We start from the raw sequence: 19,522 nt of genomic DNA on the forward strand, positions 1-19,522 counted from the left end.
GAGGTTGCCGTACCTATGCGCCACGCTGAAGGAGCCCGCGGTGAGTGCTGACCCGACGCAGACGCTCGCTTTCGACTCGAGCTGCCACCTGTTCGACGGGTGTGGTTTCGACACCGTCGCTCCGGGCCTGCACTCGTTCCTCTTCAAGCCGCTCTGGGGCGACACCGACGGCATCTACTTCAACAAGCCGATGCTGCTGGCCCTGCTGGGCTCGATCATCGTCGTCGGCTTCTTCTGGGCCGCGTTCGGCAAGCCCAAGGTCATCCCGGGCAAGATGCAGATGGTGGCCGAGGCCGGCTACGACTTCATCCGCCGCGGCGTCGTCTACGAGACGATCGGCAAGAAGGAAGGCGAGAAGTACGTACCGCTGGTCGTCTCGCTGTTCTTCTTCGTCTGGATGATGAACCTCTGGTCGGTCATCCCGGTCGCCCAGTTCCCGGTCACCTCGATCATCGCCTACCCGATGGTCCTGGCCGCGATCGTGTACCTCGTGTGGGTCCCGCTGACCTTCAAGCGACACGGCTTCGTCGGCGCCTGGAAGAACATCACCGGCTACGACAAGTCGCTCGGTGCCGTCCTCCCGCTGGCCATGACCATCGAGCTCTTCTCGAACCTGCTGGTCCGCCCGTTCACGCACGCCGTCCGGCTCTTCGCGAACATGTTCGCCGGCCACACGCTGCTCGTGCTCTTCACGGTGGCGAGCTGGTACATGCTGAACGGCATCGGCATCGCCTACTCCGGTGTCTCGTTCATCATGACGATCGTGATGACCGCCTTCGAGCTGTTCATCCAGGCCGTCCAGGCGTACGTCTTCGTCCTGCTGACCTGCTCCTACATTCAGGGCGCGCTCGCCGAGCACCACTGAGCCACCCCGCCCCGCACCCCCTGGTCGTCCGGTGGCCAACCCCCACCGGTCCGTAAAGAAAAGGAAGAACTGGCATGTCCCAGACCCTTGCCGCTGTCACTGGCTCGCTCAGCTCCGTCGGTTACGGCCTGGCCGCCATCGGCCCCGGTGTCGGCGTCGGCATCATCTTCGGCAACGGTACCCAGGCCCTCGCCCGCCAGCCCGAGGCGGCCGGTCTGATCCGCGCCAACCAGATCCTCGGCTTCGCGTTCTGTGAGGCGCTGGCCCTGATCGGCCTCGTCATGCCGTTCGTCTACTAAGACGAACGACAGCGACAGCCCCATTCGACGAAAGGCATTGATGTGAACCTCATGGTTCTGGCGGCCGAGAAGGAGAACCCTCTCGTTCCGCCGTGGCCCGAGCTCGTCATCGGCCTGATCGCCTTCGTCATCGTCTTCGGCTTCCTCGCCAAGAAGCTCCTTCCGAACATCAACAAGGTTCTGGAAGAGCGCCGCGAGGCCATCGAGGGCGGTATCGAGAAGGCCGAGGCCGCGCAGACCGAGGCCCAGAGCGTCCTCGAGCAGTACAAGGCCCAGCTCGCCGAGGCCCGGCACGAGGCCGCGCGCCTGCGCCAGGAGGCGCAGGAGCAGGGTGCCGCGCTCATCGCCGAGATGCGCGCCGAGGGCCAGCGGCAGCGTGAGGAGATCATCGCTGCCGGCCACGCGCAGATCGCGGCCGACCGCAAGGCCGCCGCGTCGTCGCTGCGCCAGGACGTCGGCAAGCTCGCCACGGACCTGGCCGGCAAGCTCGTCGGCGAGTCCCTGCAGGACCACGCCCGGCAGAGCCGCGTGATCGACCGCTTCCTCGACGAGCTTGAGGAGAAGGCCGAGGCGACTCGATGACCGCGCACGGAGCGAGCCGCGAGGCCCTTGCCGCCGCACGCGAGCGTCTGGACGCGCTGACGGACAACACGGCTGTGGACTCGGCGAAGCTCGCCGACGAACTGGCCGCCGTCACCGCGCTGCTCCACCGCGAGGTGTCGCTGCGTCGGGTCCTCACCGACCCGGCGCAGGCCGGTGAAGCCAAGGCCGAGCTGGCCCAGCGCCTGCTCGGCGCCCAGGTCAGCGGCGAGACCGCCGACCTGGTGGCCGGCCTGGTCCGCTCCCGCTGGTCGCAGTCCCGCGACCTGGTGGACGTGCTCGAGGAGCTGGCGGATGTCGCCGACCTCACGGCCGCCCAGCGGGCGGGCACGCTCGACGACGTCGAGGACGAGCTGTTCCGGTTCGGCCGGATCGTCTCCTCCAGCACCGAGCTGCGCGCCGCGCTGACCAACCGGAAGGCCGGCGTCCCGGCCAAGGGCGAGCTGCTGCGCAGCCTGCTCGGCGGGCGCGCCAAGCCGACCACCGAGCGTCTGGTGACGCGCCTTGTGACCGCGCCGCGGGGACGTAGCCTGGAAGCGGGACTCGAGTCCCTGTCCAAGCTCGCCGCCGACCGCCGGGACCGCACGGTCGCCGTCGTCACCTCGGCGGTGCCGCTGAGCGACGGCCAGAAGCAGCGCCTCGGCGCCGCGCTGACCAAGCTCTACGGCCGTCGGATGCACCTCAACCTCGACGTGGACCCCGAGGTCCTCGGCGGGATCCGGGTGCAGGTCGGTGACGAGGTCATCAACGGCTCCCTCGCGGACCGGCTGGAAGACGCCGCCCGCCGCATGGCGAGCTGAGCGGCGCTCGGCAAACAAAGACAGCAGTACGTACTTACGGCCCTGGTTGGGCCGTGCAGAGGATTCACCTCCTGTTGGGGGGAGTCCCCATCCCCCCAAAGTGAAACTTCGGGCCCAACAAGGAGAGCAGGGAACCCAGATGGCGGAGCTCACGATCCGGCCGGAGGAGATCCGGGACGCACTGGAGACCTTCGTCCAGTCGTACAAGCCGGACGCGGCCTCGCGCGAGGAGGTCGGCACGGTCACCCTTGCCGGCGACGGCATCGCGAAGGTCGAGGGCCTGCCCTCGGCCATGGCCAACGAACTGCTGAAGTTCGAGGACGGCACCCTCGGCCTCGCCCTCAACCTCGAGGAGCGCGAGATCGGTGCCATCGTCCTCGGTGAGTTCAGCGGCATCGAGGAGGGTCAGCCGGTCACCCGTACCGGTGAGGTCCTCTCCGTGGCGGTCGGCGAGGGCTACCTCGGCCGTGTCGTCGACCCGCTCGGCAACCCGATCGACGGCCTCGGCGAGATCGAGACCGACAGCCGCCGTGCGCTGGAGCTGCAGGCCCCCACGGTCATGCAGCGCAAGTCGGTGCACGAGCCGATGGAGACGGGCTACAAGGCCGTCGACGCCATGACCCCGATCGGCCGTGGCCAGCGTCAGCTGATCATCGGTGACCGTCAGACCGGCAAGACCGCGCTGGCCGTCGACACGATCATCAACCAGCGCGACAACTGGCGCTCGGGCGACCCGAAGAAGCAGGTCCGCTGCATCTACGTCGCCATCGGCCAGAAGGGCTCCACCATCGCGTCGGTCCGCCGCGCGCTGGAGGAGAACGGCGCGCTGGAGTACACGACCATCGTCGCCGCCCCGGCCTCCGACCCGGCCGGCTTCAAGTACCTGGCGCCCTACACCGGTTCCGCCATCGGCCAGCACTGGATGTACCAGGGCAAGCACGTCCTGATCATCTTCGACGACCTGTCGAAGCAGGCCGACGCCTACCGTGCCGTGTCCCTGCTGCTGCGCCGCCCGCCGGGCCGTGAGGCCTACCCGGGTGACGTCTTCTACCTGCACTCCCGTCTGCTGGAGCGCTGCGCGAAGCTCTCCGACGACATGGGCGCGGGCTCGATGACCGGTCTGCCGATCGTCGAGACGAAGGCCAACGACGTCTCGGCGTTCATCCCGACCAACGTCATCTCCATCACCGACGGCCAGTGCTTCCTGGAGTCCGACCTGTTCAACGCCGGTCAGCGTCCGGCCCTGAACGTCGGTATCTCGGTCTCCCGAGTCGGTGGCTCCGCGCAGCACAAGGCCATGAAGCAGGTCTCCGGCCGTCTGCGCGTGGACCTCGCCCAGTTCCGTGAGCTGGAGGCGTTCGCCGCCTTCGGTTCCGACCTGGACGCGGCCTCCAAGTCCCAGCTGGAGCGCGGTCAGCGCATGGTCGAGCTGCTGAAGCAGGACCAGTACCAGCCGATGTCCACCGAGGACCAGGTCGTCTCCGTGTGGGCCGGCACCACCGGCAAGATGGACGACGTCCCGGTCGCCGACATCCGCCGCTTCGAGAAGGAGCTGCTGGAGTACCTGCACCGCAAGGAGCAGGGCCTCATGACCTCCATCCGTGAGGGCGGCAAGATGTCCGACGACACCCTGACGGCCGTCGCGGACGCGATCGCGGAGTTCAAGAAGCAGTTCGAGACCTCGGACGGCAAGCTGCTCGGCGAGGACGCCCCGTCCGCCGCCAAGTGACGTAAGGAAGGGACCTGACTCATGGGAGCCCAGCTCCGGGTCTACAAGCGTCGCATCCGATCCGTCACCGCGACCAAGAAGATCACGAAGGCGATGGAGATGATCGCCGCCTCGCGCGTCGTCAAGGCGCAGCGCAAGGTGGCGGCCTCCACTCCCTACGCGACCGAGCTGACGCGCGCTGTCACGGCCGTCGGTACCGGTTCCAACACCCGGCACCCGCTCACCACGGAGGCGGACAACCCGACCCGTGCCGCGGTCCTGCTCCTCACGAGCGACCGCGGTCTGGCCGGCGCCTTCAACTCCAACGCCATCAAGGCCGCGGAGCAGCTGACCGAGCGCCTGGAGCGCGAAGGCAAGCAGGTCGACACGTACATCGTCGGCCGGCGTGGTGTGGCCCACTACAACTTCCGTGAGCGCACCGTCGCTCAGTCGTGGACGGGCTTCACCGACGAGCCGTCGTACGCGGACGCCAAGAAGGTCGCGGCGCCCCTGATCGAGGCGATCGAGAAGGACACGGCCGAGGGTGGTGTGGACGAGCTCCACATCGTCTTCACCGAGTTCGTCTCGATGATGACGCAGACGGCGCTCGACGCCCGGCTGCTTCCGCTGCGTCTCGAAGAGGTCGCGGAAGAAGTCAAGCCGCAGGGCGAGATCCTGCCGCTGTACGACTTCGAGCCCTCGGCGGAGGACGTCCTCGACGCCCTGCTGCCGCGCTACGTGGAGAGCCGCATCTACAACGCGCTGCTCCAGTCGGCCGCTTCGAAGCACGCCGCCACGCGGCGCGCGATGAAGTCGGCCACCGACAACGCGGGCGAGCTGATCAACACGCTCTCCCGTCTTGCCAACGCGGCCCGCCAGGCCGAAATCACCCAGGAAATCAGCGAGATCGTCGGTGGCGCGAGCGCTCTCGCCGACGCGACCGCGGGGAGTGACCGATAAATGACCACCACTGTTGAGACCGCGACGGCTACGGGCCGCGTCGCCCGGGTCATCGGCCCGGTCGTCGACGTGGAGTTCCCCGTCGACGCGATGCCGGAGATCTACAACGCCCTCCACGTCGAGGTCGCCGACCCGGCCAACGCGGGCGAGAAGAAGATCCTGACCCTGGAGGTCGCCCAGCACCTGGGTGACGGCCTGGTCCGCACCATCTCGATGCAGCCGACCGACGGCCTGGTCCGCCAGGCCCCGGTCACCGACACCGGCGACGGCATCACCGTCCCGGTCGGCGACTTCACCAAGGGCAAGGTGTTCAACACCCTCGGTGAGGTGCTGAACGTCGACGAGACCTACGAGGGCGAGCGCTGGTCCATCCACCGCAAGGCCCCGAACTTCGACGAGCTCGAGTCGAAGACCGAGATGTTCGAGACCGGCGTCAAGGTCATCGACCTGCTGACCCCGTACGTCAAGGGCGGCAAGATCGGTCTGTTCGGCGGCGCCGGCGTCGGCAAGACGGTGCTCATCCAGGAGATGATCTACCGTGTCGCCAACAACCACGACGGTGTCTCCGTGTTCGCCGGTGTCGGCGAGCGCACCCGTGAGGGCAACGACCTGATCGAGGAGATGTCCGACTCGGGCGTCATCGACAAGACCGCGCTGGTCTTCGGTCAGATGGACGAGCCGCCGGGCACCCGTCTGCGCGTCGCGCTGGCCGGCCTGACCATGGCCGAGTACTTCCGTGACGTCCAGAAGCAGGACGTGCTGTTCTTCATCGACAACATCTTCCGCTTCACGCAGGCCGGTTCCGAGGTCTCCACCCTGCTCGGCCGTATGCCGTCCGCGGTGGGTTACCAGCCGAACCTGGCCGACGAGATGGGTCTCCTCCAGGAGCGCATCACGTCGACCCGCGGTCACTCGATCACCTCGATGCAGGCGATCTACGTCCCCGCCGACGACCTGACCGACCCGGCCCCGGCGACCACCTTCGCCCACCTCGACGCGACGACGGTTCTGTCCCGTCCGATCTCCGAGAAGGGCATCTACCCGGCCGTGGACCCGCTGGACTCCACGTCCCGGATCCTGGACCCGCGCTACATCACGCAGGACCACTACAACGCGGCCATGCGCGTGAAGAACATCCTGCAGAAGTACAAGGACCTCCAGGACATCATCGCGATCCTCGGTATCGACGAGCTCGGCGAGGAGGACAAGCTCGTCGTCCACCGTGCCCGTCGTGTGGAGCGCTTCCTGTCCCAGAACACCCACGTCGCCAAGCAGTTCACCGGCGTGGACGGCTCGGACGTGCCGCTCGACGAGTCGATCGCCGCGTTCAACGCGATCTGCGACGGTGAGTACGACCACTTCCCCGAGCAGGCGTTCTTCATGTGCGGTGGCCTCGAGGACCTCAAGGCCAACGCCAAGGAGCTGGGCGTCTCCTGAACTCCCTGAGTTCGGTGTGAGGGGGCGGGTACGTCCCGCCCCCTCACGCACGCCCCCTAGAATTGACCCCAACACCCGGCACCCCCGCCGGGTGGTGACCCGAGGAGCCACCCTTGGCTGCTGAGCTGCACGTCGAGCTGGTCGCCGCCGACCGCCAGGTCTGGTCCGGCGAGGCCACCCTGGTCGTCGCGCGCACCACGTCCGGCGACATCGGCGTCATGCCCGGTCACCAGCCGCTGCTCGGTGTGCTGGAGTCGGGCCCGGTGACCATCCGGACGAGCGAGGGAGGGACGGTCGTCGCCGCGGTGCACGGCGGTTTCATCTCGTTCGCCGACAACAAGCTGTCCCTGCTCGCCGAGATCGCGGAGCTGTCCGACGAGATCGACGTCCAGCGCGTGGAGCGAGAGCTCGAGCGCGCGAAGGCGGAGGGCGACGCCACGGCCCAGCGCCGCGCCGACGTACGACTGCGTGCGGCGGCGGCCCGCTGAGACGCGAGCACGCCTTACGATGACCTACTCAGCCGCGGTCGGCACCGGAGAGATCCGGAGCCGACCGCGGCTGAGGCAGATCTGGATGTTTTTTCCGTTCCGTTACCTAGGAGTCGAGGAGGTCGGTAGTCGATGGTCCTCGCTCTGACTGTGTGCGGAATCGTCGTCGCCCTCGTGGTGCTGGGTTTGTTCGTCTTCGGTCTGCGGCGCAGGCTGATCCAGCGCTCCGGGGGCACGTTCGACTGCAGCCTGCGCTGGGGGGTGCCGGAGAATGCCGACACCAGCGGCAAAGGCTGGTCGTACGGCGTCGCGCGGTACAGCGGCGACCGCGTCGAGTGGTTCCGGGTCTTCTCCTACGCCCCGCGTCCGCGCCGGGTCCTGGAGCGCGGCTCCATCGAGGTGGCCGGCCGCCGGCTGCCGGAGGGCGAGGAGGAGCTGGCGCTGCTGTCCGACGCGGTGATCCTCGCCTGTCTCCATCAGGGCACGCGCCTCGAACTGGCGATGAGCGAAGACGCGCTGACCGGTTTCCTCGCGTGGCTGGAAGCAGCCCCGCCCGGACAGCGAGTGAATGTGGCGTAGCGACATTCACCCTCCCCCAGACGAAGCCCGGGGGAGGGTGAGGAGGTGTGGTGCTTCAGCTGTTACAGGTTGCTGCTGATCGCGTTCACCAGTTCGCCGTTCGCGGTGTCGCCGCTGAACTCCCAGAAGAACGCTCCGCCGAGGCCCTGGTTCTTGGCCCAGCTCATCTTGCCGGCGATGGTGGCGGGGGTGTCGTAGGACCACCAGTTGCTGCCGCAGTGGGCGTAGGCGGTGCCGGCGATCGTGCCGGTGGCCGGGCAGGACGTCTTGAGGACCTTGTAGTCCTCGATGCCCTGCTCATAGGTGCCGGCCGCAGGTCCCGTGGCGGTGCCGCCGGGGGCGTCCTGGGTGACGCCGGTCCAGCCGCGGCCGTAGAAGCCGATGCCGATCAGGAGCTTCTTCGCGGGGACCCCGACCGCCTTGAACTTGGCCATGGCGTCGGCGGTGGTGAAGCCCGCCTTCGGGATGCCGCTGTACGAGGTGAGCGGGGAGTGCGGGGCGGTCGGGCCCTTGGCGTCCCAGGCGCCGAAGAAGTCGTACGTCATCACGTTGTACCAGTCGACGTACTGGGAGGCGCCCGCGTAGTCCGCGGCCTCGATCTTGCCGCCGGCCGAGCCGTCCGCGGTGACCGCGGCGGTGACCAGGTTGTTCGCGCCGAACTTGGCGCGCAGTGCGGACATCAGGTTCTTGAAGGCCGCGGCTCCCGAGGTGTCACAGCTCAGACCGCAGGCGTTCGGGTACTCCCAGTCGATGTCGATGCCGTCGAAGACATCGGCCCAGCGCGGGTCCTCGACCAGCTTGTAGCAGGAGTCCGCGAACGCGGCCGGGTTCTGCGCCGCCTGGCCGAAGCCGCCGGACCAGGTCCAGCCGCCGAAGGACCACAGCACCTTGATGTTCGGGTACTTCGCCTTCAGCTCGCGCAGTTGGTTGAAGTTGCCGCGCAGCGGCTGGTCCCAGGTGTCGGCGACGCCGCTGACGGACTGGTCGGCGGTGAACGCCTTGTCGTAGTCGGCGTAGGAGTCGCCGATCGCGCACTGGCCGTTGGTGACGTTGCCGAAGGCGTAGTTGATGTGGGTGATCTTGGCCGCGGAGCCGGACGTCACGAGGTTCTTGACGTTGTAGTTGCGGCCGTAGATGCCCCACTCGGTGAAGTAGCCGAGCTTGACCTTGTCGCCGGTGGGCGGGGGAGTGGTGGTGCCGCCGGTGGTGTGCACCTTGACCGCGCCGCTGACCGGGCCGGTCTGGTCGGCGGTGTCACGGGCCTGGACGGTGTAGGAGTAGTCGGTGCCGGCGGTCAGGCCGGTGTCGGTGTACGACGTGGTCGTCACCGTGGCGACCTTGGCGCCGTCGCGCAGGACGTCGTAGTTCTTGACGCCCTTGTCGTCGGTGGCCGCGCCCCAGCTGAGCTTCACCGAGGTGTCGGTGACGGAGGAGGCGGTGGGGGTGCCGGGCGCGGAGGGCGCCGCGTCGCCGGGGACGGTCGTGCCGTCGCAGCTGTCGCCGTTGAGCTTGCAGTTGGCAGGGGAGCCGGGGCCCGAGCCGTTGAAGCCGAAGGAGACGGAGGCACCGGGGGCGATGGTGCCGTTCCAGCCGACGTTCTTGGCGGTCCAGTGGTCACCGGAGTTGGTGACCGTGGCGTCCCAGGCCGAGGTGACCTTGGTGCCGGAGGGGAAGTCCCACTCCACGGTCCAGGAGCTGATGCTGCTGGTGCCGGTGTTCTTGACGGTCCACTGACCGCCGAAGCCGGTACCCCAGTCGCTGGTCTTGGTGAAGGTGGCGGTGGCGTTGCCCGCGGCCTGGGCGGGGGCCGCGAGGCCGACCATGCCGGCCAGGGGGAGCAACAGGGTCGCGAACCCTGCCGCGGCTCTGTGGGTGAAGCGCATGGTGCGCCTCCTCTGTATGTGGGGATGTCAGGGGCATGACTGAGCCTTCATGCCCACGGTGCCGCGAGAATAGAAAGGTCTGGACCACGGGTCAATAGGTCTGGACCAGTTGACATTGACGCGGTGGTGTCCCCAACTCCTGTGACTCCACGATCGTTTGCGGCCCGTGACCCTCCCCGGGGGGAAGGTCACGGGCCGCTGGTTTCTCGGACGGGCCGGCGGAGCCTAACGCTCGCCGCCCGGGACCCACAGGACGTCACCCGTCTGCTTGTTCGCCGTGCGGGCGAGGATGAAGAGGAGGTCGGAGAGGCGGTTGAGGTAGGTCGCCGTGAGGGGGTTCATGGCATCGCCGTGGGTCTCCAGGGCCGCCCAGGTGGAGCGTTCGGCGCGGCGTACGACCGTGCACGCCTGGTGGAGGAGGGCCGCGCCCGGCGTGCCGCCGGGGAGGATGAAGGAGCGCAGTTTCTCCAGCCGCTCGTTGAAGTGATCGCAGTCCGCCTCGAGCCGGTCGATGTAGAACTGCTCGACCCGCAGGGGCGGGAACTCCGGGTTCTCCACGACCGGCGTCGACAGGTCCGCGCCCACGTCGAACAGGTCGTTCTGGACGCGGGTGAGGACCTTGACGACCTCCTCGTCGAGCCCGCCCAGCGCGATCGCCGTGCCGATCACCGCGTTCGCCTCGTTGGCGTCGGCGTACGCGGAGATCCGCAGGTCGGTCTTGCGGACCCGGCTCATGTCGCCGAGGGCGGTGGTGCCCTGGTCGCCGGTCCTCGTGTAGATGCGCGTCAGATTGACCATGCGGCCAGCGTAGTTACGCGCCGGCCTTCCGGAACACTCGTGTGCCCACTGTCACGGCGAACGCCGCGAATCCGGCGGCCACGAGGACGCCGTAGAGCATGTGCGCGGTGGCGTACTCGCCGACGTAGGCGTCACGCATGGCGTCCACCAGATAGCGGAACGGTACGAAGTGGGACAGGACGTCCAGCCAGGCCGGGGCGAGCGTCATCGGCAGCATCAGGCCCGACAGCAGCATCGACGGCATGGAGACCGCGTTGATCAGCGGCCCGAACTCCTGCGGGGTGCGTACCTTCATCGCCACCGCGTACGACAGCGACGCCAGGGACACGGTCAGCAGCGCGACGAAGGCGAAGCCGATCAGCACCCCGGCCAGGGGTGCGCGCAGGCCCATGACCAGGGCCGCGAGGACGAGCAGGACAGCCTGGAAGACGAACACCGTGGCGTCCCGCAGGACCCGCCCGAGCAGCAGCGCCAGCCGGCTGACGGGCGTGACCCGCATCCGCTCGACCACGCCCACTCCGTTCTCCAGGATGATCATGAACCCGGCGAACAGGGCCCCGAAGAGCCCGAGTTGGAGCAGCAGGCCGGGCACGAGCACCTGCCACGAGCTGCCCTTGCCGCCGAGTGGCAGACCGGTGAGCAGCGGCCCGAAGAACAGCAGGTACAGCAGCGGCATCAGCACGCCGAAGAGCATCGCGAAGCGCGAGCGCAGGGTCTGGCGCAGATAGCGGCCGTAGATGAGGCCGGTGTCGTGGAGCAGCATCGGTCGGGGTGTCCTATACGGCTACGGGGGCGGCGTCGGCCGGGGCGGCACCCCGGCCGGTGATGGCGAGGAACGTGTCCTGGAGTGTGGCGTCGATCGATCCGCCGTGGCGCAGCTTGAGCGCGGTCGGCGTGCCCTCGGCGGCGACCGTGCCCTGGTCGACGACCACCAAGCGGTCGGATAGGGCGTCGGCCTCGTCCAGGTAGTGCGTGGTGAGGAAGACGGTCGTGCCGTGCTCGTCCCGCAGCCGCCGCACGAGGTCCCACAGGCCGGCGCGGCTTGCGGGGTCAAGGCCGGTGGTCGGCTCGTCGAGGAAGAGCACGCGCGGGCGGTGGGTGAGCGCCATGGCGATGTCCAGCCGGCGTCGCTGCCCGCCGGAGAGCGCCCCGCACCTGCGGTCGAGCAGCTCGGTGAGGTGCAGATCGCGGGCGAGCTCGTCGGCGCGGGCGACGGCCTCGCTCCTGCTCAGCCGGTACATCCGTCCCTGGGTGACCAGCTCCTCCCGGACGCTGATCTGAGGGTCGACGCCGCCGGACTGGGCGACGTAACCGCAGGCCCGCCGTACGCCGACCGGGTCGCTCGCGAGGTCGTGCCCGGCGACCGTGGCGCTGCCGCCCGTCGGTTTCAGCAGGGTGGTCAGCATCCGCAGGGTGGTCGTCTTCCCCGCGCCGTTGGGTCCGAGGAAGCCCAGGATCTCGCCCTCGTGCACGGTGAGGTCGATGCCGCGCACGGCCTCGACGGGACCGTGCTTGGTCGTGAAGGTGCGCGCCAGTGAAGCCGCGCTGATGACTGCTGGCATGCCATCCAGAAAAACAGAGTCCCTGAAATTTTGCAACGACTCCAACTTTTGGGTGGCCCCAGCGAAGTTAGGATGAGGGCATGGCAGAGGGGCTGAGGGAGCGGAAGAAGCGGCAGACCCGGCAGTACATCTCGGATGTCGCCACGGGGCTGTTCCTGGAGCGCGGCTTCGAGGCGGTGACGGTCGCGGAGATCGCCGACGCGGCGGACGTCTCCGTCAACACCGTCTACAACTACTTCCCCGCCAAGGAGGACCTCTTCCTGGACCGCTCGGCCGGCGTGGTCGACCGGCTGGCCCGCTGGGTCCGGGGCCGCGACGTGGGGGAGTCCGCCGCGCGCGCCGTCCTGCGGGAGCTGCGCGAGGAGATCGAGGCGGTCTCCCCGCGCGTCGGTCTGATGGAGGGCTACAGCCGCTTCATGCGCGTCATCCAGGACGCACCGACACTGCGCTCGCGGCTGTGGATGCTCCAGCAGGACAGCCACGACAACCTGCGGGCGGCCCTGTGCGAGGAGACGGGCGCGGCGGAGGGCGACCCGCTGCCGGACCTGATGGCCGGCCAGATCTGCTGGATCTACGAGACGGTGTTCGCCGCCATCGGCCGCGAGATGCTCAAGGAGCGGGCGCCGGCCGAGGTGTCCCGCGAAACGCTCCAGCTCCTCGACGAGGTCGAGGAGCTGCTGAGTGAACGAGTCCTGGAGTACGCGGTACGCGAGGCCTAGGGGGTGTCTCGCCGACGAACGCCGGCCCGGGCGGCTCCGCCGATGAGCAGGACGGGGCCGGCGGGGTTGTTCACGCGGGTGACCCCGTGTCAAGCAAGCTCGCATATCCGACAGTTCGTCAATTCTGGATAGCTGTGCCCGGTTTGTCCGCTCGGTTGCGCGCGCGGCTCGCCGTCGCGTACAAGGAGCCGTTTCCGTAACGGGAAAGGGAATGCCGTGGGCGAGAGAAAACCGCCGCTTGCCGCAGCCGTCGCAGCGCTGGAGGCCGCGCTTCCGGCGATGACACGGTGGCGGGTGCCCGGTGGGCGCCGCGTGGACTGGGCTGTTCTGGAGGCGGTCCTCGGTACGGCGCTGCCCTCCGACTTCCGTGCCCTGGCGGAGGCGTACCCGGTGCTGGTCGTGGACGACTTCCTGAGCGTGGCCGTTCCGACGCCCGGCGCCGAGGCGGCGTGGGCGTCCGGGGCCCGGGAGGACGAAATCCTCCAGGATCTGTACGAGATGGGGGACACCGCGGGATACGTCCCCTTTCCCGAGCCGGGCGGCCTGATCGGCTGGGCGTCGTCCTACTCGGGCGACGACTTCTACTGGAGGACGAGCCCCACGGACCCGGACGCCTGGCCGGTGGTGGTCCGTACGGACAACGCCGAGTGGTTCGAGTTCCCGGTCGGCGCCGTCGGGTTCCTGGCCGGGGTGTACGGGCGCACCCTGGATGTGCCGGGCCTGCCCCGGAACTTTCCCGGCCTCCACCCGCAGGTGCTGGGCCTGGACGACCGCGTCGGCTGACCGGGAGCCCGAGGGGCGCCGGGGCGGGGCGCGGTCCGGGCGCCGCCGACGCCGCGTCAACTCCCCCCGCCACCGGACGTGACCGGCGTCTCACCCCGTGAGACGTGAAACGCGTTACTAACTCCGCCGCGCCGCCCCTCACGGGCGCTAGTGTCCGCCGAAGAGAAGTTGGCCCCTGCGTGACCCTCCCCCTGCCCGGTGGCGCCCCGGTGATGTCCTGCCCGGGGTGCCGGGCGCACCCTCCGAGCGGACGAGGGGACGGGACGCCGGGGCCTGACGACAGCGCGTATCAGGGGAGTCGCACAGTGGCACGGAAGCTCGCCGTCATCGGGGCCGGTCTCATGGGGTCCGGCATCGCCCAGGTCTCCGCGCAGGCGGGCTGGGACGTCGTCCTGCGCGACGTCACCGACGAGGCACTCACCCGCGGCACCGACGGCATCAAGGCGTCGTACGACAAGTTCGTGAGCAAGGGCAAGCTGGCGGCCGAGGACGCCGAGGCCGCCCTCGCCCGGATCACGCCCACCACCGATCTGGACGCCGCCGCCGACGCCGATCTCGTCGTCGAGGCCGTCTTCGAGAAGCTCGAGGTCAAGCACGAGATCTTCCGCGCCCTCGACAAGATCGTGCGCCCGGAGGCCGTCCTCGCCTCCAACACCTCCGCCATCCCGATCACCAAGATCGCCGCGGCCACCGAGCGCCCGGAGCGGGTCGTCGGCGTGCACTTCTTCTCGCCGGTGCCGATGATGCAGCTCGTCGAGCTGGTCCGCGGCTACAAGACCAGCGACGAAACCCTCGCCACCGCCCGGGAGTTCGCCGAGTCCGTCGGCAAGACCTGCATCGTCGTCAACCGCGACGTCGCCGGGTTCGTGACGACCCGTCTGATCTCCGCGCTCGTCGTCGAGGCCACCAAGCTGTACGAGTCCGGCGTCGCCACGGCCGAGGACATCGACATCGCCTGCAAGCTGGGCTTCGGCCACGCGATGGGACCGCTCGCGACGGCCGACCTCACCGGCGTCGACATCCTGCTGCACGCCACCAGCAACATCTACACCGAGTCCCAGGACGAGAAGTTCGCCCCGCCGGAGCTGATGCGCCGGATGGTGGACGCCGGTGACATCGGGCGCAAGAGCGGGCAGGGCTTCTACACGTACTGATCACCGCACTCACCCCGGAGAGGTCACTCTCCGGGGTGAATCAGGTATCGGTTCGCTTACAGCCAGCAACCGCACCGCCACCGGCGCAGTCAGACCTGGCACACCCACGTCATGGAGTAGCCACCGCACTCACCCGAGGAGCGCATATGCACATCAGGGGCGACCACGTCGAGCTGGTCGTCGGGGGCCGCCTCGACGTCCGCAGCGCGGCGGACGCCCGTACGGTCCTGCACTCGGCGGTCGACGACGGAGTCGGCGACCTCGTGCTCGACCTGTCAGAGCTGGACTCCTGGGACGCCACCGGGCTGGGCGTCATCATGGGCGTCCACCGCCGGGCCGGCCGCTGCGGCCGCCGCCTGGTGCTGCGCGGCGTACCCCCGCAGATGCAGCGCCTGCTGGTGGCGACCCGGCTGCACCGCATCCTCGCCATCGAAGGCGGCCTCGCCGTGGACTCCCTGCCCCGGGTGTAACCCCGGAGCCCTGGCACGGGCTTCCCGCAGCGGATGCGGCCCGACGCGGGCCTCGCGCAGTGGGTGCGGCCCGGCGCGGACTTCCCGCCGCGGATGCGGCCCGACGCGGGCCGGCCGCCCCGTCCGTGGCCTCGGCGCGGGCTGCCGCAAGGGTGCGGCCGGGTGTAGTGCCGGCGCGCGGGGGCACCCGGCGCACGGCCCAGACCGGCGAAACGCCCCACGCGCCCAATCCTCACCGGACTGTGACGTCTCGGGCGGCACGGTACCCCGGGCTGTCGGAGATACTGAGCGAAGGTTTACGGTTCGTCTGCCCGCCGCCCGCAACCCTCGACCGGGCACCGGACCAGAAGCGACAGCGCAGTGTGCAGCAAGGCCGGGAGGGGCTACCGCCACACGACGCTTTTGGGGGGCTTGAAACCTATGGACCCGAACACCCGGGGGCCCGAGGAGCACGGCCGCGAGGGTGACGGCCACGCGCCGCGCCCGCGCCCGTCCAGGGATCCCCTCGCACCCGACCTCGGCCAGCACGGGCCCGCGCAGGCCCGCATGGTCCAGGTCGTCTCCGGGGATCTCCTGCTCACCGTCAACCCCGTCGACGGCAGCGAGATAGAGCCCTGCCCGCCCGCCGGACGGCCCGAACGGCCCGCCCGGCGCACCGCAGCCGACCGTGCCGACGCCGACCGCGCCGCAGCGCCGCCCGTCCCGCCCGGACCCGCCCGGCCCGCGCTGCCGCTGCTGGGCCGCGACGAGGAACGCGAGCGCCTGGTCCGCCTCCTGGCCCGCGGCCGCTCGGTACGCCTCACCGGCCCCGCAGGCTCCGGCCGCACCAGCCTCCTCGACCTGGTCGCCGAGGACTGCGCGGACCTCGCCCCCGACGGCGTCGTCCGCCTGAACGGCTTCCACCGCACCGCCGACGAACTGCTGCACCACCTCCTGCGCACCGTCCACAGCGCGCCCCGGCACCGCCCGGCCCGCGAGGAACTGCTGGAGTGCGTCCGTGACATCGGCGCCGTCGTCGTCCTCGACGACCTGGAGTTCGGCGGGGCGGCGCTCGACGAACTGCTCGACGCCACCCCCGAGTGCGCCTGGCTGCTGGCCGCCACCCCGGACGTGGCAGCGCCGTCCGCCGACTCCGCCGTCGAGGAGGTCTTCCTCAGCGGACTGGACCGGGCCGGCGGCGTCGACGTCATCGAGCAGTCCCTCGGCCGTGTCCTCACCGAGGACGAGGCCAACTGGGCCGGTGACCTGTGGTTCGAGTCCGAGGGACTGCCGCTGAGGTTCGTCCAGGCCGGCGCCCTGCTGCGGCAGCGCGACCGGCTGCGCGCGGGCGCCGACGCGGTCGACGAGTACGGCGTCTTCGAGGACGCGGTGCCCGACGACGCACCCGTCCCGGCCGAACCGGACGAGGACATACCGCTGCCCGCCCTCGGTGAGGCCGCCGCGCCCGCCCCGCTGCTCGCGTCGCGGCTCAGCGCGTCCGCCCGGGCCACCCTGCGCTTCGCCGTCGCCCTCGGCGGCGAGGTGCCGCACCAGGCGCACCTGCCCGCCCTCGTCGGCGACACCCACGCCGATGCCGCGCTCGGCGAACTCGCCGCCTGCGGACTGGTCTCCCCGGTCGGCACCCGCTACCGGCTCGCCGCCGGCGTCCAGACCCAGCTGGAGGCCGCCGGGTACGCCGACGACGCCACCGAGCAGGCCCGTACCGCCGCCCGGCACTACACCTGGTGGGCCGGACACCCCTCGGTCACCCCCGAACGGGTCTGCGCCGAGGCCGACGCCGTACTCGCCGCCCTCACGCCGCTCGTCTCCGCGGGGCCCGACGAGGAGGACGGCGAGCACACGGCCGTCGCGCTCGCCCGCGCCGCCGCGCCCGCGTTCGCCGCGGGACTGGAATGGGGCGCCTGGGAGCGGGCCCTGCGTGCGGGCGCCGAGGCGTCACGGCTCGCCGGCGAGGTCGCCGAACAGGCCTACTTCCACCACGAACTGGGCGTCCTCGCGCTGTGCGCCGGCCGGCTCGACCGGGCCCGCGCCGAACTTGAGGCGTCCGTCGGGCTGCGCGGCGCGGTCTCCGACAAGCGCGGGACCGTCGCAGGCCGCCGCGCCCTCGCCCTGGTCGCCGACCGCGCCGGTGACGTGCCGGGCCTCCCGGTGACGGCGGGGGAGGAGGTGGCGGCCGCCCGCTCGGAGGAGTCCGCGTCCCCGGCGGCCGGTGTGCTCGCGCCGATTCCGCCGCTGCCCCGGCCCACCCCGGACGACGGCGTCACCGTCGTCACCCGCCAGGCCGCGCCGGGTCCCCACGGCCCCGCGGCGGGGCGCCGCGGCGGCATCAGGAACCTGGCCCGCCGCAACCTCGTCGCGGCCGGCGCGGGAGCGCTGCTCGTCGCCGTGCTGGGTACGGTCGTGACGCTGGGCGCCACCTCCGACAACGACGCGCACACCCCGTCCGACCAGGTCGGCGTCAACCCGTCCGCGAGCCAGGACATCGACGACGGCACCCTGGGCGCCGACGCCCCGCAGAAGAACGGCGACGCCCCCCGCGGCGCCACCGGCACCCCGACCGGCCGCCCCACGGACCCGGGCCCCGACGGCACCTACGGCACAGCGGACGACCCGACGCCGGCCACGACGGCGGGGCCGTCGGACCGGCCCACGGGGACGCACCAGACCGGGGGAGGGGCTCCTGCCGAGCCGTCGGATCCGGGGACGAACCCCCCGACGAAGACCTCACCGAAGCCGACGACGTCCTCGAAGCCGTCCACGTCCACTTCGTCATCTCCCTCGCCCACCGACACGGAGACGACGGGGCCGTCCGAGTCGCCGACCGACACGTCGTCCCCTTCCACCTCCAACACCGCGAGCGGCCCCGCCTCCTCCAGCGCCCCCGCGGGGTCCAGCAGCTCGGCGAGCGCGCCGCAGAGCGGCACGGCCGGCAGCACGGAGTCGGTGATCTGACCCGGCAACGGCGAAGGGCCGGGCCCCGTCCGGGTCCGGCCCTTCGCCGTCGTACGGCGTTGGGGTTGCTCAGAACAGCCGCAGCTTGTCGTCCTCGATGCCGCGCAGGGCGTTGTAGTCCAGGACCTGGCAGCCGATGCCGCGGTCCGTGGCGAGGACGCGGGCCTGCGGCTTGATCTCCTGCGCCGCGAAGATGCCGCGCACCGGCGCGAGGTGCGGGTCGCGGTTGAGCAGCTCCAGGTAGCGGGTGAGCTGCTCGACGCCGTCGATCTCACCGCGCCGCTTGATCTCCACCGCGACGGTCCGGCCCTCGGCGTCCCGGCACAGGATGTCCACGGGGCCGATCGCGGTCATGTACTCGCGGCGGATCAGCGTGTAGCCCTCGCCGAGGGTCTCGATGCGGTCGGCGAGCAGTTCCTGAAGGTGCGCTTCCACGCCGTCCTTGATCAGGCCGGGGTCGACACCGAGTTCGTGCGAGGAGTCGTGGAGGATCTCCTCCATCGTGATGATCAGTTTCTCGCCCGCCTTGTTGACGACGGTCCAGACGCCCTCCTCCTCGCCCGTGCCCTCCTTCAGCGTGCACGGCGGCGACATCCAGTTCAGGGGCTTGTAGGCCCGGTCGTCGGCATGGATGGAGACGCTGCCGTCCGCCTTGACCAGGATCAGTCGGGGCGCGGAGGGCAGGTGGGCGGTGAGCCGGCCGGCGTAGTCCACGGAGCATCGGGCAATGACGAGACGCATGGTCGGCAACGCTACTCGACGGACACCCGTGCACGCGATTCGCCCGGTGAGCCGCCCCTAATCTCCCTGATTCCGCCTGTTCCACACTGGCCGATTGTGTGCCCAACTGGGCGTTCCTATCTGCCCATTCGCCTGGTGCCGTCACGGTCTGTTGCCTACCGTAGAAAACGGGAGGTCGCTATGCGTGTACTCACCGTGTTCGGTATCTCGGCATCGCGGGCTCCCCTTTCCGTGTCCGGCAACCCCTGCTGTGCGGGGGTGCGAGAGGAGAACCCATGTCGCTCGACGTCTCACCGGCCCTACTCGAACAGGCCGAGCGAGGCGAGGTCGACGAAGCAGCATTCGTCGACTGCGTCCGGACCTCCCTGCCCTACGCATGGGAGATGATCAGCTCCCTGGTGGCCCAGCTGAAGGTGGACGGCGGCGAGTTCGCCGACAACCAGACGCCCCCGCCGGACGAGCAGGCGCGCGGCCAGCTGCTGCGCGCGCTCGCCAGTGACGCGATACGCGGTGCGCTGCAACGGCACTTCGGAGTGCGGCTGGCCTTCCAGAACTGCCACCGCGTGGCGGTGTTCCCGCTCGACTCCTCGGTGGACGAGACGCTGGCGCGCTTCACCTCGATCCGCAACCAGCTGCTGAACCAGTCCCCGGAGCTGCGGGACTGCTGACGCAGTGCGGTCACCCGCTTGCCGCTCCGCCCGTGGGAGGTGCAGACATCGAAACC

The 19,522-nt window shown here is 70.1% G+C and carries 20 protein-coding genes; 15 read left to right on the plus strand and 5 right to left on the minus strand.

What is annotated here, in order from left to right; translation table 11 throughout:
- Positions 1–40 precede the first annotated feature (40 nt).
- The 9 genes from atpB to ACZ64A_RS15015 all read left to right on the plus strand — a co-directional run bounded on the left by atpB (position 41) and on the right by ACZ64A_RS15015 (position 7,736).
- Positions 41–865 (plus strand): F0F1 ATP synthase subunit A, encoded by an 825-nt coding sequence (atpB, locus tag ACZ64A_RS14975; protein ID WP_469810621.1) that lies wholly within the window; start codon positions 41–43, stop codon positions 863–865.
- 74 nt (positions 866–939) lie between these two features.
- On the plus strand, positions 940–1,164 hold the full coding sequence (atpE, locus tag ACZ64A_RS14980) for an ATP synthase F0 subunit C (RefSeq protein ID WP_228623583.1): 225 nt from the start codon (positions 940–942) through the stop codon (positions 1,162–1,164).
- Between the two features lie 51 nt (positions 1,165–1,215).
- Positions 1,216–1,746, plus strand: coding sequence for a F0F1 ATP synthase subunit B (locus tag ACZ64A_RS14985; RefSeq protein ID WP_469810834.1), 531 nt, complete (start codon positions 1,216–1,218; stop codon positions 1,744–1,746).
- Positions 1,743–2,564, plus strand: coding sequence for a F0F1 ATP synthase subunit delta (locus tag ACZ64A_RS14990; RefSeq protein WP_469810623.1), 822 nt, complete (start codon positions 1,743–1,745; stop codon positions 2,562–2,564). The genes ACZ64A_RS14985 and ACZ64A_RS14990 overlap by 4 nt, the downstream gene beginning before the upstream one ends.
- A gap of 139 nt (positions 2,565–2,703) precedes the next feature.
- Complete coding sequence (gene atpA / locus ACZ64A_RS14995; protein WP_469810625.1) at positions 2,704–4,293, plus strand: F0F1 ATP synthase subunit alpha; 1,590 nt, start codon at positions 2,704–2,706, stop codon at positions 4,291–4,293.
- 21 nt (positions 4,294–4,314) lie between these two features.
- The gene (locus tag ACZ64A_RS15000; RefSeq protein WP_469810627.1) at positions 4,315–5,232 is read left to right on the plus strand and encodes a F0F1 ATP synthase subunit gamma; all 918 of its coding nucleotides are present in this window, start codon (positions 4,315–4,317) and stop codon (positions 5,230–5,232) included.
- Positions 5,233–6,669, plus strand: coding sequence for a F0F1 ATP synthase subunit beta (gene atpD, locus ACZ64A_RS15005; RefSeq protein WP_469810629.1), 1,437 nt, complete (start codon positions 5,233–5,235; stop codon positions 6,667–6,669).
- Positions 6,670–6,782: 113 nt separating this feature from the next.
- Positions 6,783–7,157 (plus strand): F0F1 ATP synthase subunit epsilon, encoded by a 375-nt coding sequence (locus tag ACZ64A_RS15010; RefSeq protein ID WP_469810631.1) that lies wholly within the window; start codon positions 6,783–6,785, stop codon positions 7,155–7,157.
- A gap of 132 nt (positions 7,158–7,289) precedes the next feature.
- Positions 7,290–7,736: a DUF2550 domain-containing protein gene (locus ACZ64A_RS15015; RefSeq protein WP_469810633.1), complete on the plus strand. Its 447-nt coding sequence runs from the start codon at positions 7,290–7,292 to the stop codon at positions 7,734–7,736.
- A 62-nt stretch (positions 7,737–7,798) separates the two neighbouring features.
- Here the strand turns inward: ACZ64A_RS15015 and ACZ64A_RS15020 are convergent, their stop codons facing one another.
- The 4 genes from ACZ64A_RS15020 to ACZ64A_RS15035 all read right to left on the minus strand — a co-directional run bounded on the left by ACZ64A_RS15020 (position 7,799) and on the right by ACZ64A_RS15035 (position 11,979).
- Entirely contained in the window at positions 7,799–9,619 is a 1,821-nt protein-coding gene (locus tag ACZ64A_RS15020; protein WP_469810634.1) for a glycosyl hydrolase family 18 protein, read from the minus strand.
- 225 nt (positions 9,620–9,844) lie between these two features.
- Positions 9,845–10,417, minus strand: coding sequence for a cob(I)yrinic acid a,c-diamide adenosyltransferase (locus ACZ64A_RS15025; protein ID WP_469810636.1), 573 nt, complete (start codon positions 10,415–10,417; stop codon positions 9,845–9,847).
- 13 nt (positions 10,418–10,430) lie between these two features.
- Complete coding sequence (locus ACZ64A_RS15030) at positions 10,431–11,180, minus strand: ABC transporter permease (protein ID WP_469810637.1); 750 nt, start codon at positions 11,178–11,180, stop codon at positions 10,431–10,433.
- Positions 11,181–11,193: 13 nt separating this feature from the next.
- On the minus strand, positions 11,194–11,979 hold the full coding sequence (locus ACZ64A_RS15035; RefSeq protein WP_469810638.1) for an ABC transporter ATP-binding protein: 786 nt from the start codon (positions 11,977–11,979) through the stop codon (positions 11,194–11,196).
- 80 nt (positions 11,980–12,059) lie between these two features.
- On the opposite strand from ACZ64A_RS15035, the gene ACZ64A_RS15040 reads away from it, so the two are divergent.
- The 5 genes from ACZ64A_RS15040 (at position 12,060) to ACZ64A_RS15060 (ending at position 18,057) form a co-directional block, all read left to right on the plus strand.
- Positions 12,060–12,698, plus strand: coding sequence for a TetR/AcrR family transcriptional regulator (locus ACZ64A_RS15040; RefSeq protein WP_469810640.1), 639 nt, complete (start codon positions 12,060–12,062; stop codon positions 12,696–12,698).
- Positions 12,699–13,010: 312 nt separating this feature from the next.
- Complete coding sequence (locus ACZ64A_RS15045; protein WP_469810641.1) at positions 13,011–13,481, plus strand: hypothetical protein; 471 nt, start codon at positions 13,011–13,013, stop codon at positions 13,479–13,481.
- Between the two features lie 305 nt (positions 13,482–13,786).
- A complete protein-coding gene (locus tag ACZ64A_RS15050; RefSeq protein WP_469810642.1) occupies positions 13,787–14,635 on the plus strand; it encodes a 3-hydroxyacyl-CoA dehydrogenase family protein in 849 nt (282 codons plus the stop codon).
- A gap of 146 nt (positions 14,636–14,781) precedes the next feature.
- Positions 14,782–15,105: an STAS domain-containing protein gene (locus ACZ64A_RS15055; RefSeq protein ID WP_247463973.1), complete on the plus strand. Its 324-nt coding sequence runs from the start codon at positions 14,782–14,784 to the stop codon at positions 15,103–15,105.
- Between the two features lie 420 nt (positions 15,106–15,525).
- Positions 15,526–18,057 (plus strand): ATP-binding protein, encoded by a 2,532-nt coding sequence (locus ACZ64A_RS15060; protein WP_469810644.1) that lies wholly within the window; start codon positions 15,526–15,528, stop codon positions 18,055–18,057.
- A gap of 69 nt (positions 18,058–18,126) precedes the next feature.
- Here ACZ64A_RS15060 and nucS read toward each other — a convergent pair whose 3' ends face one another.
- Entirely contained in the window at positions 18,127–18,798 is a 672-nt protein-coding gene (gene nucS, locus ACZ64A_RS15065) for an endonuclease NucS (protein WP_361631784.1), read from the minus strand.
- 275 nt (positions 18,799–19,073) lie between these two features.
- Between nucS and ACZ64A_RS15070 the strand changes: the two genes are divergently transcribed.
- Positions 19,074–19,466, plus strand: coding sequence for an SCO5389 family protein (locus ACZ64A_RS15070; protein WP_361631786.1), 393 nt, complete (start codon positions 19,074–19,076; stop codon positions 19,464–19,466).
- Positions 19,467–19,522 lie beyond the last annotated feature (56 nt).

It is taken from the genome of Streptomyces sp. NPDC104814, from assembly GCF_055583185.1.

Excerpts from the sequence above, each read along its gene's own strand:
- ACZ64A_RS15025 (WP_469810636.1), bottom strand. The coding sequence starts at position 10,417 with ATGGTCAATCTGACGCGCATCTACACGAGGACCGGCGACCAGGGCACC.
- ACZ64A_RS15035 (WP_469810638.1), bottom strand. The coding sequence starts at position 11,979 with ATGCCAGCAGTCATCAGCGCGGCTTCACTGGCGCGCACCTTCACGACC.
- ACZ64A_RS15040 (WP_469810640.1), top strand. The coding sequence starts at position 12,060 with ATGGCAGAGGGGCTGAGGGAGCGGAAGAAGCGGCAGACCCGGCAGTAC.
- atpD (WP_469810629.1), top strand. The coding sequence starts at position 5,233 with ATGACCACCACTGTTGAGACCGCGACGGCTACGGGCCGCGTCGCCCGG.
- ACZ64A_RS14985 (WP_469810834.1), top strand. The coding sequence starts at position 1,216 with ATGGTTCTGGCGGCCGAGAAGGAGAACCCTCTCGTTCCGCCGTGGCCC.
- atpE (WP_228623583.1), top strand. The coding sequence starts at position 940 with ATGTCCCAGACCCTTGCCGCTGTCACTGGCTCGCTCAGCTCCGTCGGT.
- ACZ64A_RS14990 (WP_469810623.1), top strand. The coding sequence starts at position 1,743 with ATGACCGCGCACGGAGCGAGCCGCGAGGCCCTTGCCGCCGCACGCGAG.
- ACZ64A_RS15030 (WP_469810637.1), bottom strand. The coding sequence starts at position 11,180 with ATGCTGCTCCACGACACCGGCCTCATCTACGGCCGCTATCTGCGCCAG.
- ACZ64A_RS15020 (WP_469810634.1), bottom strand. The coding sequence starts at position 9,619 with ATGCGCTTCACCCACAGAGCCGCGGCAGGGTTCGCGACCCTGTTGCTC.
- atpA (WP_469810625.1), top strand. The coding sequence starts at position 2,704 with ATGGCGGAGCTCACGATCCGGCCGGAGGAGATCCGGGACGCACTGGAG.
- ACZ64A_RS15000 (WP_469810627.1), top strand. The coding sequence starts at position 4,315 with ATGGGAGCCCAGCTCCGGGTCTACAAGCGTCGCATCCGATCCGTCACC.
- ACZ64A_RS15055 (WP_247463973.1), top strand. The coding sequence starts at position 14,782 with ATGCACATCAGGGGCGACCACGTCGAGCTGGTCGTCGGGGGCCGCCTC.
- ACZ64A_RS15015 (WP_469810633.1), top strand. The coding sequence starts at position 7,290 with ATGGTCCTCGCTCTGACTGTGTGCGGAATCGTCGTCGCCCTCGTGGTG.
- ACZ64A_RS15060 (WP_469810644.1), top strand. The coding sequence starts at position 15,526 with ATGGACCCGAACACCCGGGGGCCCGAGGAGCACGGCCGCGAGGGTGAC.
- ACZ64A_RS15070 (WP_361631786.1), top strand. The coding sequence starts at position 19,074 with ATGTCGCTCGACGTCTCACCGGCCCTACTCGAACAGGCCGAGCGAGGC.
- nucS (WP_361631784.1), bottom strand. The coding sequence starts at position 18,798 with ATGCGTCTCGTCATTGCCCGATGCTCCGTGGACTACGCCGGCCGGCTC.